The 15,255-nt window shown below is 72.2% G+C and carries 14 protein-coding genes; 7 read left to right on the forward strand and 7 right to left on the reverse strand.

Annotated features, from left to right (window positions below):
* Nucleotides 1-6 precede the first annotated feature (6 nt).
* On the forward strand, nt 7-1,485 hold the full coding sequence (locus tag G407_RS0103190) for a sensor histidine kinase (RefSeq protein ID WP_029029646.1): 1,479 nt from the start codon (nt 7-9) through the stop codon (nt 1,483-1,485).
* 32 nt (nt 1,486-1,517) lie between these two features.
* Here G407_RS0103190 and G407_RS0103195 read toward each other — a convergent pair whose 3' ends face one another.
* The 7 genes from G407_RS0103195 to G407_RS0103225 all read right to left on the reverse strand — a co-directional run bounded on the left by G407_RS0103195 (nt 1,518) and on the right by G407_RS0103225 (nt 6,495).
* Nucleotides 1,518-2,153: an NrsF family protein gene (locus G407_RS0103195; RefSeq protein WP_029029647.1), complete on the reverse strand. Its 636-nt coding sequence runs from the start codon at nt 2,151-2,153 to the stop codon at nt 1,518-1,520.
* Nucleotides 2,154-2,164: 11 nt separating this feature from the next.
* Nucleotides 2,165-2,707, reverse strand: coding sequence for a sigma-70 family RNA polymerase sigma factor (locus G407_RS0103200; protein WP_029029648.1), 543 nt, complete (start codon nt 2,705-2,707; stop codon nt 2,165-2,167).
* Between the two features lie 137 nt (nt 2,708-2,844).
* Entirely contained in the window at nt 2,845-3,303 is a 459-nt protein-coding gene (locus G407_RS30145; RefSeq protein WP_029029649.1) for a hypothetical protein, read from the reverse strand.
* Nucleotides 3,304-3,403: 100 nt separating this feature from the next.
* Entirely contained in the window at nt 3,404-3,580 is a 177-nt protein-coding gene (locus G407_RS31520) for a hypothetical protein (protein ID WP_156917455.1), read from the reverse strand.
* 102 nt (nt 3,581-3,682) lie between these two features.
* Complete coding sequence (locus G407_RS0103215) at nt 3,683-4,078, reverse strand: acylphosphatase (RefSeq protein WP_245259011.1); 396 nt, start codon at nt 4,076-4,078, stop codon at nt 3,683-3,685.
* Nucleotides 4,057-5,220, reverse strand: a complete 1,164-nt coding sequence (locus G407_RS0103220; RefSeq protein WP_029029651.1) for an AAA family ATPase — start codon at nt 5,218-5,220, stop codon at nt 4,057-4,059. The genes G407_RS0103215 and G407_RS0103220 overlap by 22 nt, the downstream gene beginning before the upstream one ends.
* Nucleotides 5,221-5,652: 432 nt before the next feature.
* Nucleotides 5,653-6,495 (reverse strand): AAA family ATPase, encoded by an 843-nt coding sequence (locus G407_RS0103225; protein ID WP_029029652.1) that lies wholly within the window; start codon nt 6,493-6,495, stop codon nt 5,653-5,655.
* Between the two features lie 509 nt (nt 6,496-7,004).
* Here G407_RS0103225 and G407_RS0103230 point away from each other — a divergent pair.
* The 6 genes from G407_RS0103230 to hisG all read left to right on the forward strand — a co-directional run bounded on the left by G407_RS0103230 (nt 7,005) and on the right by hisG (nt 15,181).
* Nucleotides 7,005-8,708 (forward strand): ABC transporter substrate-binding protein, encoded by a 1,704-nt coding sequence (locus G407_RS0103230; protein WP_029029653.1) that lies wholly within the window; start codon nt 7,005-7,007, stop codon nt 8,706-8,708.
* A gap of 51 nt (nt 8,709-8,759) precedes the next feature.
* Complete coding sequence (locus tag G407_RS0103235; protein WP_029029654.1) at nt 8,760-9,692, forward strand: ABC transporter permease; 933 nt, start codon at nt 8,760-8,762, stop codon at nt 9,690-9,692.
* A 13-nt stretch (nt 9,693-9,705) separates the two neighbouring features.
* Complete coding sequence (locus G407_RS0103240) at nt 9,706-10,647, forward strand: ABC transporter permease (protein WP_084327251.1); 942 nt, start codon at nt 9,706-9,708, stop codon at nt 10,645-10,647.
* Nucleotides 10,648-10,651: 4 nt separating this feature from the next.
* Nucleotides 10,652-12,805, forward strand: a complete 2,154-nt coding sequence (locus G407_RS0103245; RefSeq protein ID WP_052340890.1) for an ABC transporter ATP-binding protein — start codon at nt 10,652-10,654, stop codon at nt 12,803-12,805.
* Between the two features lie 265 nt (nt 12,806-13,070).
* Nucleotides 13,071-14,198 carry an ATP phosphoribosyltransferase regulatory subunit gene (locus G407_RS0103250; RefSeq protein ID WP_029029657.1) on the forward strand — a complete coding sequence of 376 codons (1,128 nt, stop codon included), beginning with the start codon at nt 13,071-13,073 and terminating at the stop codon, nt 14,196-14,198.
* On the forward strand, nt 14,195-15,181 hold the full coding sequence (gene hisG / locus G407_RS0103255) for an ATP phosphoribosyltransferase (RefSeq protein ID WP_029029658.1): 987 nt from the start codon (nt 14,195-14,197) through the stop codon (nt 15,179-15,181). The genes G407_RS0103250 and hisG overlap by 4 nt, the downstream gene beginning before the upstream one ends.
* Nucleotides 15,182-15,255: the final 74 nt, after the last annotated feature.

Below are 15,255 nucleotides of genomic sequence, written 5' to 3' on the forward strand. Positions count from 1 at the left end.
CGGCGCATGAACCACGCATCTCCGGGCGGATCCTGGCCCACGGGCGAGAGCGAGGCGGCGCGGCTCATCCGCGCCCGCGACTGGGCGGCGACACCGCTCGGCCCGGTCGAGACCTGGCCCGGGAGCCTGCGCGCCGCGGTCGAGACGATCCTGCCCGTGCCGATCGCCATGGCCGTCCTGTGGGGGCCGGACCTGATCCAGATCTACAACGACGCCCAGGCGGCGCTGATGGGCCCCGAGCGGCATCCGTCGATCGGGCGGCCCGCCGCGGCGGTGTGGACGGAGATCTGGCCCCTCATCGAGGAGGATCTCGCCGGCGTCCGCGCGGGCGGCGGCGCCGTGCGGCGCGACGAGGTGGTGCTGCCCATCACCCGCGACGGCCGCACGCACGATCTATGGTGGAGCTACGTCTACACGCCGCTCCCCGATCCCGACGCGCCGAACGGCGTCGGCGGCATCCTCGTCGTCGCCACCGACGTGACGCAGCGCGTCGTCGCGCGCGAGGAGGCGCGCACCAGCACGGAGCGGCTGCGCGCGCTCGTGGAGAACCTGCCCCAGCTCGTCTGGCAATCCCGCGACGGCGGCGAGTGGACCTGGGCGAGCCCGCAATGGATCGCGACGACGGGGCTCTCGACGGAGGCGAGCCTCGGGCTCGGCTGGCTCGACGCCGTTCACCCGGACGACCGGGACCGCGTGCGCGCGGCCTGGGCGGCGTTACCCGAGAGCGGCCGGCTCGACGTCGTCCACAGGCTGCTCCTCGCCGGCGGCGGATCGCGCTGGTACCAGACCCGCGCCCATCCCTCGCCGCGCCGCGAGGGCGTGCCGCGGGAATGGTTCGGCACGTCGAGCGACATCGACGACATCCGCCGGCTCCAGGACCAGCAGAAGGTGCTTCTCGGCGAGCTGCAGCACCGCGTGCGCAACACGCTCGCCATCGTGCGCTCGATCGCCCGACGCACCGGCGACACGGCCCAGAGCGTCGGCGACTTCGCCTCGCATTTCGAGGGGCGCCTCAACGCGATCGCCCGCACCCAGGCCCACGTCACGCGCGACCCGCGCGCGGGTATCGACCTCGAGTACCTCGTCGCCGAGGAGCTGACCGCCTGCGCGGCGCGCGAGGGCGCGCGGGTGACGATCGGCGGGCCGAAGGTCCTGCTCAAGAGCCACGCGGCGCAGACGCTGACGCTCGCGATCCACGAGCTCGCGACGAACGCCGTGAAGTTCGGCGCGCTCGCGGGCGAGACGGGGACCATCTCCGTGACGTGGGAAATCGATCGGGGCGGCGCGACGCCGTTCCTGCGGCTCACCTGGCGCGAGGACGGGGTCGTGCCCGATCCGGAGCGGCCCGAGCGCGAGGGCTTCGGCACCGAGCTCCTGCGCCGCACCCTGCCCTACGAGCTCGACGCGACGGTGCAGTACGAGATCGGCGAGGACGCCGTCCTGTGCGCCTTGACCCTGCCGCTGACGCCGCGGGTGCTGGCCTGAGGGCGAGACATCCGCGCGGCGACGTGATCCGCTCACCAGCGCAGGTAGCGCCGCCCCGCGATCGCGCCCACCGCCGAGACGATCCCCGCCGCGAGCGTGTACCAGGTCGCCACGAACAGCGGGCTGTCGTCCGTGCAGCAGAGCGCGTAGAGCGCGGCCGCCACGCCCGCGGCGGCGAGACCCGCGACCGCACCGGCGAGGGCGGGCCGCACCGGCGCGCCGCGCCGCATGCCGGAGAGGAGCGCCAGCAGCATCGGCAGCGCCAGCGCCGGGATCGAGACGAGGCAGAGGAGGGAGTTGTCGCCCAGCAGCGCGGGCGCCCACGCCTCCGCGGGGAGCGCGGCGAGCTCGAGCGCGACGAAGCTCAGCGCCGCCACCGGCGCGGCGGCGAGCACGACCACCCAGCCCCGCACCGGCGCCCCGGGATGCGCGAGGCGAACGCAGAGCCCGAGCGCGCCGATCGCGAGCATCGCGCCCAGCAGCGGCTTGGCGAGGAAGCGCGGGCTGTCCGTCATCGCGACGATGTCCGGTCGCAGCCCCCAGCCGACGAGGAAGAGCGCGACCGTGGCCGCGAGCCCCACGGCACCGGCGGTGCCGAGGGCGGAAACGACTGGACGGCGCGGCGCCAGGTCTGCCGCGAGCGTGTCGATCAGGTCGTCGGTTCTCATCGCGATCGTCCTCATGTCACCATGCTCGCTCTAAGATCGGCCAGCTTGCGCAGGCCCCGGTGGAGCGCCACCCGCACCGCGCCCTCGGACATGCCGAAGCGCTGGGAGGCCTCCGTCACGCTCACCCCCTCCATGCCGATCGCGCGCACGATCTCGCCGGCGCGACCGGTGAGGCGCGCGACGACGCGGTCCATGTCGGAGGTCGTGGTGGGATCCGCCTCGGCTTCTGCCGGCAGGATCTCGGTGAAGTCGGAGATGTCGACCGCGGCGTGGCGGTAGCGGCGGCGCATCTGGTCGACGATCTTGTAGCCGGCGATCGCGAACACCCAGGGGCGGATCGGCTCGTCCTCGCGCCACGTCCCGCGCTTGACGTGGATGGCGAGGAGCGTCTCCTGCACGGCGTCCTCGACGTCCGCGCCGGAGAGGCCGTAGCGCGCGGCCTTCGCGCGGACGGCGGGTGCGAGCTCCGTCAGGAGCCTGCGATACGCGCCCTCGTCGCCGCGGCTGGCGGCGCGCATCAGGCTGGACCAGTGTGTCTCGACCGGGTTCGTCATGGCAGACCCCTCTTCGTGACGAGAGGTCTCCCTGTTACACCCGACAGTCGGCGAAGCGTCGTCACGGGGCCGTGCGGCACACGCACATCGGCGTGACCGGTTCCGTGAGCGCGGATCACGCCGATGCGAGCATCGGATCAGGAGCGGCCGTTGCCGCCTCCGTTGCCGTTGCCGTTGCCGTTGCCGTTGCCGCCACCGTTGCCGCTGCCACCGGAACCGCCACCGCCGCCGTTATCGCCGCTGCCGCTGCCGGAACCGGCGTCTTCGCTGGACGTGCCGCCGACGTCGGATCCGTCCGAGCCTCGGCCGGAGGCAGCCTGCGACACGGCCGCGCCGAAGTCGCGGCCGCTCGGGCCCGAACGCCCCGGCGCGGCGGCGGACACGGCCTCGCCGAAGTCGCGCCCGTCGGACGCACGCGAGAGCGCCTCGAGGAGCGACCCGCCGGCGGTGCCGGTCTCGGCGTCGGTCGGCGCGACCGCCGACTCGGTCGCGTTGCGGTCCATGAGGAAGAACGAGATGGCGCTGTCCTGGGCGGCGGCGGAGCCGGCAGTGAGCAGCACACCCGAAACGACGAGAGCGGGAAGACGCGAACGCATGTGGACCTCCAGCGAGGTCCTAGGCTCTAAGGCGTTCGCTCTACCGAGGGCTTTCCGCGTTCGACGGGATTAGACGCATTCGTCGCGCAGGAGCGAGCGCTCACTCGAAGTCGCTGGCGCCGTCCTGCGGGAAGTGCGGGTCGTACGGCGCGATGCGCGCGTCCTCGGACGCGGTCCGCGACGCGGGGAAATACGGGTCGTAGGCGACGACGGCCGGGCGCTCCCCGTCCGCGTCGGCGCGGAAATCGTCTCGGCGGTCGAGATCGTCGTCGTTCATGGAATCGCCTCCGTACGCGAGGGCGACCGGTTAACACGACGACAGCCATGATGTTGTTGCTTGCCGGCAACACGCGGCGACGGAGCGACGCGTCGCTGCCGATCAGCGCACTGCGAACGTGCTCTCCGGCACCTCGCTCACGTCCAGGTAGTCGACCGAGAGATCCGCGACCGACGCGCCCGGCGGGCCGCCGCGCAGGGCGGCGAGGTAGGCCTCGATCGCCGCGGGATCACCCGAAGCGACGCTCTCGACCGAGCCGTCCTCGCGGTTGCGCACGAAGCCGCGCAGGGCGAGCTCCCCCGCGCGCGCTGCGGCGAAGGCGCGGTAGCCCACGCCCTGGACACGTCCGGTCACGACGATACGAACAGCGCTGTCGGCCACCTGCGCCTCCCTGGTTCGGCCCGAGATCATGCGGGCGAACGCGCGGAGCGTCGAGAGGATGCCGGGGCGGACGACGCGCCGCAGGTGCGGTCGCCTCAGCGCTTGGGCCAGACCCATCCCGGCGCGTCCGCATCGTCCGCGATCCGCGTCTCGCCGAGCGACTTCTCCAGACGATGCACCACGGCGTCGGGCGCGAGCGCCCGTGCCAGCGCCGCGCTGTGGGTGACGACGACGATCTGCGCCCGATCGCTCGCGGCGTGCACGAGCCGCGCCAGCGGCGCGATCAGGTCCGGGTGCAGGCTCGTCTCCGGCTCGTTGAGCACGAGGAGCGCCGGCGGGCGCGGCGAGAGCAGCGCGGCGACGAGCGCGAGATAGCGCATCGTGCCGTCGGAGAGCTCCCGCGCCCCGAGCGGGCGCAGCAGGCCCGGCTGGTGCATCACCGTCTCGAACAGGCCCGCCTCGACGTCGATCGCGACGCGCGCACCGTCGAACGCGTCGGCGATCGCGTCGTCGAGCGCCCGCGGGTCGCCGATCTCGCGGATCGTCTGCAGCGCGGCGGCGAGGTCGCCGCCGTCGCCCGACAGGACGGGCGTGCGGGTGCCCACGCGGCGCTGACGCATGGGCGCGTCGGGGTCGGTGCGCAGGTGGTCGTAGAAGCGGAACGCCCGCAGCCGCTCGCGCAGGGCGAGGAGCTCGGGCGCGCCGCGCGGATCGGCGGCGTGGGTGAGCATGCCGTCGAACGGTGCGAGGTGCTGCGCGACGACCCGCAGCCGGCCCTCGTCGTCCGCGACCCGCACCATCGGCCCGCGCCGCTCGGCGAGGACGACCGGCCGCGCCCGCATGGGCCCGGAGAAGACGGTCTCGACCTTGTATTCCGGGTCGAGGCCGAAGGCGGATGTCGTCGTCACCGGCAGGCCGAGATCGACCGCGTAGCCGAGCGCATCCCCGTCACCCTCGCCGCAGAAGCCGAGCTTGAGCGCCACCCGCTCGCGCCGCACGGTGCCCTGCACGGGCACGGTGCCCTCCCGCATCTCCCGCGAGATCCGCTCCGGTCCCGCCCAGAGCGTCGAGGCGAGCCCGCCCTCCCCCGCCAGCGAGGCCACGAGCCGCCCCTGCGCCGCATCCGCGAGCAGCCGCAGCGCCCGATACAGGCTCGACTTCCCCGCCCCGTTCGGCCCGGTGATCACGGTGACCCGCCCGAGCGGGACGACGATCTCGCGCAGGGAGCGGTAGCCGGAGACGGCGATGGCGGTGAGCATTAGGGCTCCCCTCGGCTTCCAATCGGGCGGAGGCGCTGTACGCGAGACGCCGACGCGCTCCCCTCTCCCTGGTGGCAAATATGCACACATCTCCTGCAGCACCACGTCGACGCCGCGTGTGCGCCGAGTGCCGATGCCGGCATTCTCCTTCCCTGTAGGGGAAGGTGGCGCGGCGCCGAAGGCGGCGTGACGGATGGGGCGCGGCGCGCAGCGACGCGTTCCGCGAAGCGGAAGCCCCGGTATGCGGTTACTGCCGTCGATTTCGGCTTTGCCGAACGCGCGTCCCGCGCGCCCCATCCGTCTCGGCGCTGCGCGCCGATCCACCTTCCCCTACAGGGAAGGAGACGAGCGGATCGCGTCCGGCCGGGGCGCACCGGCGCCTTCTCTTCCGATGCGCCTCGACTGTGTCGGACGTCGTCGAGGCGCCGCCCCTCACCCACCCCGCCGCGTCATGAACGCGATCTTCTCGAACAGCGAGACGTCCTGCTCGTTCTTGAGCAGCGCCCCGTGCAGCGGCGGGATCAGCTTGCGCGCGCTGGTCTCGCGGAGCACCTCCGGCGCCACGTCCTCGTTCAGCAGCAGCTTCAGCCAGTCGAGCAGCTCGGAGGTCGAGGGCTTCTTCTTCAGGCCCGGGGCCTCGCGCACGGCGAAGAAGACGTCGAGCGCCTCCTTCACGAGCCTCTGCTTGATGCCCGGGTAGTGCACCTCGACGATGGCCGCCATCGTGTCCGGGTCGGGAAACTTGATGTAGTGGAAGAAGCAGCGGCGCAGGAAGGCGTCGGGTAGCTCCTTCTCGTTGTTGGAGGTGATCACCACGATCGGCCGGCGCGCGGCGCGCACGGTCTCCCCCGTCTCGTAGACGTGGAACTCCATGCGATCGAGCTCCTGCAGCAGGTCGTTGGGGAACTCGATGTCCGCCTTGTCGATCTCGTCGATCAGCAGCACGGGGCGCTCGTCCGCCGTGAAGGCGTCCCAGAGCTTGCCGCGGCGGATGTAGTTGCCGATGTCGGAGACGCGCGGGTCGCCGAGCTGCGAGTCGCGCAGGCGCGAGACCGCGTCGTACTCGTAGAGGCCCTGCTGCGCCTTCGTCGTGGACTTGATCGACCAGGTCAGCAGCGGCGCGCCGACGGCCTTGGCGATCTCCTCGGCGAGCACCGTCTTGCCCGTGCCGGGCTCGCCCTTGACGAGGAGCGGGCGCTCGAGCGCGATCGCGGCGTTGACGGCGACCGAGAGATCCTCGGTGGCGACGTAGTCGGCGGTTCCGGCAAAGCGCATGGGGCCTTCGTCCTCGTCTCGCGCGTCCAATCGCGTCCGTCCGGGCCTCGTGACGGCGCGCGTGGAGCTTGTCCCACGCCCCGCGCCGGCGCGCAACGCCGGTCGCCCGGCACGCGCGCGCTCGCCGGCTCCCGGGCCCGGTCCGCAGTCGAGCCGCGAGCGAACGCCAGACTCGCCTCGACGGCGCGCAGTCTAGCCACAGCCCGTGGAATTCCCGCCCTGAACGACCGCGCTCGCACCGGGCAATTAGGCCCGATCTCGCATCGTGCGAGATCCGGCGTGGGGACGAACGACGATCGGCTCCGCGCGGATCTTGTGCGGCGCGGTGCGGCCTCGTCGCCGCAGCGGCGCGGATATACGTTTGACACCCCCCGTGCCCCGCGCGATAACTTGCGGGCAAGCGTGGCCATTGGGGGCAACCCGGTCGCGAGCAGCGTCACGGCCGCACCGCGCGGCTTTCGCAGCGAGAATCGAGAAGCCCGCGGCAACGGGCGAGAGGACTGGAGACGATGACCGAGAAGAACGACGGCACGCGCCTCGACGCCGAGGCGGTCGGGACCCTGGAGCGGGTCCATCCGAAGCTGCCGCGGGTGGCGGCGGGCGTCGAGAGGGGGACGGTCTCGCGTCGCGAGTTCCTGCGCACGGCGACCCTGCTCGGCCTCTCCGCCGGCGCGGCCTACGCGATGGCCGGGCGCCTGACGGGCGAGCCCTTCGCGCCGGCGGCGCGGGCGCAGGCCGGCACCCCCGTCGCGGGCGGGACGCTGCGCGTGTCGATGAACATCAAGGAGATCTCCGATCCCGCCACCGTCGACTGGTCCGAGAAGGGCAACGAGCTGCGCCACGTCATCGAGCCGCTGGTGCGCATCTCGTCGGACAACGTCGCCGTGCCGCATCTCGCCGAGAGCTGGACGGCGTCGGAGGACCTGCGCACCTGGACGTTCAAGCTGCGCCGGGGCGTCACGTGGTCGAACGGGGACGAGTTCGGGGCCGACGACGTCGTCGCGAACTTCGTGCGCTGGATGGACCCGGCGGTGGGCTCGTCGAACTACGGCCGCTTCTCGGCCCTGCGCACCTCCAACGACGACGGCTCGTCGATGCTCGAGAACGGCGTCGTCAAGATCGACGACCACACGGTCGAGTTCAACCTGCGCGTCCCCTTCCTCGCCCTGCCGGAATCGATGGGCGACTATCCCTGCCTGATCGCGCACCGCTCCTTCCAGGGCGGCAACTGGGTCGAGAACCCGATCGGCACCGGCCCGTTCGAGCTCGTGGAGCTCACCGTCGGCTCCCGGGCGCGCTACCGCCGCAGGGAGAGCGGCTGGTGGGGCGGCGAGGTCTACCTGGAGGGGATCGACTACGTCGACCACGGCGACGATCCGGCCGCCCCGCTGGCGGCGCTCGCGTCGGGTCAGGTCGACATGCTCTACCGTCTCAACGTCGAGCAGGTGCCGGCCGCCCGCGCGATCCCGAGCCTCGTGCTCTACCAGGCCGATACGGCCCAGACCGGCGTCGCCCGGATGAAGGTGGACCAGGCGCCGTTCGACGACGTCCGCGTGCGCCAGGCGATCCAGGCCTGCATCGACCACGGCCGCCTGCTGACGCTCGCCTACCAGAACCTCGGCATCCCGGGCGAGGACCACCACGTCGCTCCGGTGCATCCGGAGTACGCCGAGCTGCCGAAGCCGACGCAGGACTACGACCGCGCCCGCGCCCTCCTCGCGGAGGCGGGCTACGCGGACGGGCTCGACATCCAGATCGATTGCGTCGCGCAGCCGACCTGGGAGCCCAACACCTCGCAGGCGCTCGTCGAGATGCTGCGGCCGGCGGGCATCAACCTCGCCGTCAACATCATGCCGGGCGGCACCTACTGGGACCGCTGGACCACGACGCCCTTCGGCTTCACCTCCTGGACGCACCGGCCGATCGGCACGCAGGTGCTGTCGCTCGCCTACCGTTCGGGCGTACCGTGGAACGAGTCCTCCTATTCCAACCCCGACTTCGACGCGCTGCTCGACAAGGCGGAGGCGACGCTCGACGTCGAGGAGCGGCGCGCGATCATGGAGGAGCTCCAGCGCATGCTCCAGGGCGACGCCGTGATCGTGCAGCCCTACTGGCGCTCCATCGCCACGGCCTCGAGCCAGGCCGTCCAGGGCTACGCCCACCACCCTGCCGAGGAGCACCACTTCGAGCAGGTCTGGCTGTCGCAGGGCTGATCCGCTTCCCGGCCCCGCCGCACCGGCGGGGCCGACGCGGGCATTGGCGCCATGCTGGTCTTCCTCGGCAAGCGACTGGCCTTCATGGCGTTGACCATGCTGGCGGTCTCCATCCTCCTCTTCCTCCTGCTCGAGGTGAACGGCGACGCCGTCGCCGTGAAGGTGCTCGGCCCCTACACGACGGACGAGCAGCGCGCCCTCTGGCTCGTGGCCAACGGCTACGACCGGCCGCTCTACGTGCGCTACTTCGAGTGGCTCGGGAACATCCTCCGCGGCGACTTCGGCCAATCGATCCGCTTCCGGGTGCCCGTCTCGGAGGTGCTCTGGCCGCGGCTCGCCAACACGGCGATCCTCGGCGCCGTCACCTTCGGCGTGATGATCCCGTTGGCGCTCGTCCTCGGCGTCCTCGCCGGGATGCGCGAGGGCTCGCGGCTCGACCGCTCGATCTCCGTCGGCTCGATCGTCACGACCTCGATCCCGGAGTTCGCGAGCGCGGTACTGCTCACCTTCCTCTTCGTGTTCTGGCTCGGCTGGCTGCCCGGCACGAGCGCGATGAACGACGGCTTCGCCTGGCGCGAGCTGGTCCTGCCGGTGACGGTGCTCGTGCTCTACGGCTTCGGCTACATCGCGCGCATGACCCGCGCCTCGATGGCCGAGGTGATGCAGACGCCCTACATCCGCACCGCCGTGCTCAAGGGCCTGCCCTACCGCCAGGTGATCCTGCGCCACGCTTTGCGCAACGCGCTGATCGCGCCGTTCACGGTCATCATGCTGCAGATCAACTGGCTGCTCTCGGGCGTGATCGTGGTGGAGTTCTTCTTCGCCTACAAGGGCTTCGGCGCGCTTCTTCTCGAGGCGTCGCTGAACCAGGACATCTACCTGATCCAGGCCTGCGCCATGGTCGCCGTGTTCGTCGCCGTCACCACGCAGACCATCGCGGACATCGGCTACACCTATCTCAACCCGCGCATCCGGTTCGCGTGAGGAGGCCCGCACGATGAGCGACACCTCTGCCGTGCACCCCGACATCGCGCCGCGACCGCCGCTTCCCGAGCCCGCCGCGCCGCGGGCCCTGCGCGCGCGGCTCACCGGGCCGCTGCGGCCGATCGGCGGCGCGCTCGCGCTCCTGCGCGAGAGCACGGTCGCGATGATCGGTGCGGGCCTCGTCGGTTTCTGGGTCGTCGTCGCGCTGCTGGCCCCCTGGCTCGCGCCGTTCGACCCGAACGCGCAGTTCGTCCCCTTCGCGCCGCCGGGCGCGCCGCATCCGGACGGCGGCACCTTCCTGCTCGGGGCGGATCACCTGGGACGCGACATCCTCAGCCGGGTGATCTGGGGCTCGCGCGCGGTGCTGTTCTACGCCCCCGTGGCCACCGGCTGCGCCTTTGCGGTGGGGATCGTGATGGGGCTGCTGGCCGGCTACAAGCGCGGCTGGGTGGACGACGTGCTCTCGCGCCTGTCGGACATCATCCTCTCCTTCCCCATCCTCGTGCTCTACGTCGTCATCATCTCGACCTTCGGCGCGTCGGGGATCAACATCGTGCTGGCCGTCACCTTCGCCAGCGCGCCCGGCATCATGCGCATCGTGCGCGGCCTCGTGCTGGACCTGAGGAACCGCGACTACGTCGCCGCCGCGCAGACGCGGGGCGAGAGCACGGCCTGGATCATGTTCGTCGAGATCCTGCCCAACGCCCGCGGGCCGCTCATCGTCGATGCCTGCCTGCGGCTCGGCTACACCATCATCACGATCGGGGTGCTGGGCTTCCTCGGGCTCGGCCTGCCGCCGCCGGACCCGGACTGGGGCGGCATGGTCAACCAGACCCGCTCCATGGCGACCTTCGCGCCGCACATGACGATCTTTCCCGTGATCGCGATCTCCTCGCTCGTGCTCGGCTTCAACCTGCTGGCCGACGGCATCCGCGAGATCTCCCTGAAGGATTGAGGCGATGCACGCAGACACCGCGCGAAGCGCCGGCCCGGGGCTCCGGGCCGTCCCCGATCCGGAGCCGGTGCTCGAGATCCGCGACCTCGCGATCTCCTACGTCACCCGGGCCGGCGAGATCCCCGCGGTGGCCGATTTCGACCTGACGATTCGCGCCGGGGAATCGGTCGCGCTCGTCGGCGAGAGCGGCTGCGGCAAGTCCACCGTCGCCAACGCGATCATGCGCTACATGGGCCGCAACGGCCGGATCGCGGCAGGGAGCATGCGGTTCAAGGGCCGCGACATGCTCGCCATGTCGGAGGAGGAGCTGCGGACGATCCGCGGCAACGAGATCGCGATGGTCTACCAGGAGCCCTTCGCGGCCCTGAACCCGTCGCTCACGGTGGGCCGCCAGCTCGCCGAGGTATCGACCGTCCATCACGGGCTCTCGGAGGCCGAGGCGCGCGCCAAGGCCGCCGAGATCCTGGCGGACGTGCGCCTGGCCGATCCCGACCGCATCCTCGCCGCCTACCCGCACCAGCTCTCCGGCGGGCAGCAGCAGCGGGTCGTCATCGCCATGGCGCTCCTCGCGAACCCCTCGCTGCTCCTCCTCGACGAGCCGACCACGGCGCTCGACGTCACCGTCGAGGCGGGAATCGTCGAGCTGATCGGCGAGATCAAGCGCAAGTTCGGCACCGCGATCCTGTTCATCAGCCACAACCTCGGCCTCGTGCGCGAGGTCTGCGACCGGGTCGCGGTGATGTATTCCGGCGAGGTGGTGGAGGAAGGCGCGGTGGAGGACGTCTTCACCGCCATGCGCCACCCCTACACCCGCGGGCTGTTCGGCTGCATCCCCGTGCCCGCGGCGGACAAGCACGCGCGCCCGCTCACCGCCATCCGCGGCACGCTGCCGCTGCCGCACGAGCGCCCGCGGGGCTGCAATTTCGGCCCGCGCTGCGACCTCTTCCGCGACGGCCTGTGCGACGCCGGCCCCGTGCCGATGCGCGACGCGAGCGATCGCGACGGCGCCGCCGGATCGTCCCATCGCGCCCGGTGCCTCAGGCTCGACGCGATCGACCCGGTGTCGCGTCCGCACGGGGCGGCTGGGCCGCATGCCGGCGCGCCGGTCGGCGAGGTCGTGCTCGAGGTCGCCGAGATGCAGAAGCACTACCCCGTCTTCGACCGCTCGATCCTCGCCATGCTCGAAGGCCGCTCCGTGCGCTGGGTGAAGGCCAACGAGGCGCTCAGCTTCGAGGCGCGGCGCGGCCAGACGGTGGCGATCGTCGGCGAATCGGGTTGCGGCAAGTCCACCTTCGCCAGGGTGCTGATGGGGCTCGAGACGGCGACGGACGGCGCCATCCGCTTCGAGGGTGACGATATCGCCGGGTCGCCGGTCACCGGGCGGCCGAAGCAGCAGGTCGCGAACCTGCAGATGATCTTCCAGAACCCCAACGACACGCTGAACCCGAGCCAGACCGTCGGCGGGCAGATCGCGCGGGTGATCGAGAAGTTCGGCGTCGAGAGCGAAAAGGCGAGGATCTGGGCGCGGGTCTACGAGCTGCTCGACCTCGTCAAGCTGCCGCGCGACTTCGCCCGACGCATGCCGCGCCAGCTCTCGGGCGGGCAGAAGCAGCGCATCGGCATCGCCCGCGCCTTCGCCGGCAACCCCTCCGTCGTTGTGGCGGACGAGCCGCTCTCGGCGCTCGACGTGTCCGTCCAGGCGGCCGTGACGCAGCTCCTGATGGACATCCAGCGCGACAACGACACGACGCTGCTGTTCATCAGCCACGACCTCTCCCTCGTGCGCTACCTCGCCGACCGGGTGGTGGTGATGTATCTCGGCCGGATCATGGAGCAGGGCCGCACGGCGGACGTGTTCGAGCCGCCCTACCATCCCTATACCGAGGCGCTGCTCTCGGCCGTGCCCGTGGCGGATCCCTCGATCGAGAAGACGAAGATCGTGCTCGAAGGCGCGTTGCCGAGCCCGCTCGACCCGCCCGCGGGCTGCCCCTTCGCCACGCGCTGCCCGCGCAAGCTCGGGCCGATCTGCGACGAGACGCTCCCGCCCGAGCACGTGCGTGCGGACGGCCACCGCATCGCCTGCCACATCCCGCTCCCGGAGCTGGAGGCGGTCGAGCCGGTCTTCCGCGAAGCGCCGACGCCCATGACGGCGGCGTGAGCGGCTGTCATCCCGGGTCGCGAAGCGGGCCCGGGACCCAGAACCTCCGGAGCGTCGATGAGCGGCGTGCAAACGCCGCGGCGTGACACGCCGCCAAGGGCGTTGGTGGACGCGCGCGCTTCCGCGCACGCTGAGCAGAACACCCGAGGATCTGGCTCCCGGACTTGCTTCGCAATCCGGGATGACCAGGAGCATTCACCCTGCGCGGAGAACCCCGTTCCCCAGCGGCGCCGGCCCTGCTAGAGGTCGCGGCGGGAGCGGGACCATGAACGCATACGAGACACGCGCCGAGGGGATTCTCCTCGGCCTCTTCGGCCGCGAGGGCTACGTGCCGCTCGAGCCGCCGGTGCTGCAGCCGGCGGAGGTCTTCCTCGATCTTTCCGGCGAGGACATCCGCCGGCGCTTGTTCGTGACGACCGACGCGAGCGGCGCCGAGCTGTGCCTGCGGCCGGACTACACGATCCCCGTCTGCCGCGCGCATCTCGCGGCCCACGGGACGGGCGCCGCCGCCCATTGCTACAGCGGCCCCGTCTTCCGCCTGCGCACGGGCGAGACCGGCGAGTTCCGCCAGGCCGGAATCGAGTCGATCGGCCGCGGCGATGTCGCCGCCGCCGACGCCGAGGCGCTCGCCCTCGCGCTCGAGGCGCTCGATGCGCTCGGCGTCGCGCACGGCGTCAGGCTCGGGGACGTCGGCCTGCTGGACGCGATCCTCGACGCGCTCGGCGTCGCGCCCGCCGCCAAGAGCCGGCTGATCCGCGCCATCGTGTCGGGCCGCGCCGCGACCATCCTCGACGCGGAGCCGCAGCCGGACCTCGTCGAGCACGCGGGGCTGCTCGCCGCGCTCGACGGCCAGGACCCGCAGGCCGCCCACGCCTTCGTCGAGGACGTGCTCGCCATCGCCGGCATCAGCACGGTCGGCGGGCGCAGCGCCGGGGAGATCGCCGAGCGCTTCCTCGCCCGCGCCGGACGACGCGGCAACGGCCTCGATGCCCGCACCCGCGAGGTGCTCAGCGCCTACCTCGCCATCCGCGGCGATCCGGACACGGCGGCGGCGCGGGTCCGCGCGCTGGCGGGGGACGCGGGCCTCGCCATCGAGCCGGCGATCAGCCTGTTCGAGGAGCGCACCGGCTTTCTCGCCGCGCGGGGCGTCGACGTCGGCGCGCTCGCGTTCCACGCGGACTTCGCCCGCAACCTCGACTATTATACCGGCTTCATCTTCGAGGCGACGGCACGCGACGACGCCGAGGGCCGGCCGCTCGTCGGCGGCGGGCGCTACGACCGGCTGCTGACGCGGCTCGGCGCGCCCGAGCCCGTGCCGGCGGTCGGCTGCTCCTTCTGGATCGACCGGATCGCCTCCGCGCTGGCGAAGGCCGAGAGCGGAGAGACGGCATGAGCGCCCCCCTCGTCATCGCCGTGCCCTCGAAGGGCCGGCTCCAGGAGAACGCCAGCGCCTTCTTCGCCCGCGCCGGCCTCGGCTTCCAGCAGAGCCGCGGCGCGCGCGACTATCACGGCGCCATCGCCGGCCTGCCCGGCGTCCTGGTGAAGTTCCTCTCCGCCAGCGAGATCACGACCCAGCTCGCCGGGGGCCAGGCGCATCTCGGCGTCACCGGCGAGGATCTCGTGCGCGAGCAGATGCCCGACGCCGACGCGGCGGTCACGCTCCTCACCCCGCTCGGCTTCGGGCAGGCGAACGTCGTCGTCGCCGTGCCGCAGGCGTGGATCGACGTGCGCACGATGGGCGACCTCGAGGAGGTCGCGGTCGACCTGCGCGTGCGCCACGGACGCAAGATGCGGGTCGCGACGAAGTACGTGAACCTGACGCGCCGCTTCTTCGCCGGCCACGGCGTCGCGGACTACCGCATCGTCGAATCGCTCGGCGCCACCGAGGGCGCGCCCGCCTCCGGCGCGGCGGAGATCATCGTCGACATCACCACGACCGGCGCCACCCTCGCCGCCAACGCCCTCAAGGTGCTCGACGACGGCGTGATGCTGCGCTCGGAGGCGAACCTCGTCGCCTCGCTGAACGCGCCCTGGACGGACGAGGCCCGGGCGGCCGCGCGCGCCATCCTGGGGCGGATCGCCGCGGAGGAGGCGGCGCGCACCACCCGCGAGATCCGCGCGCGGATCGCGTCCGGCGCGGCCGAGGCCGCAATCGCGGAAGGCGAGCGCCACGGCGCGCGCGCGCCCTACGGCGTCACGGCGCCCGAGCTCGTGCTGCACTGCCCCAAGGAGAGCGTCTTCGCGCTCGTCGACGCGCTTGCGGCCGCCGGTGCGGCGGACATCACGGTGCGCAGCCTCGACTACGTCTTCCGCTCCGAGAACCCGCTGCTGGCCCGCCTCGAGGGCCGGATCGGCGCGCGCCGGGACGGCGGGTGAGCAAAAAAAGAGCCGCCCCGTGAGGGGCGGCTCGAAGTCTGCGGCGCGCGCGGGAAGGGGAGCGCCGCGGGAAG

Origin of the sequence: Salinarimonas rosea DSM 21201, from assembly GCF_000429045.1 — a bacterium.
GTDB classification, from domain to species: Bacteria; Pseudomonadota; Alphaproteobacteria; order Rhizobiales; family Beijerinckiaceae; genus Salinarimonas; species Salinarimonas rosea.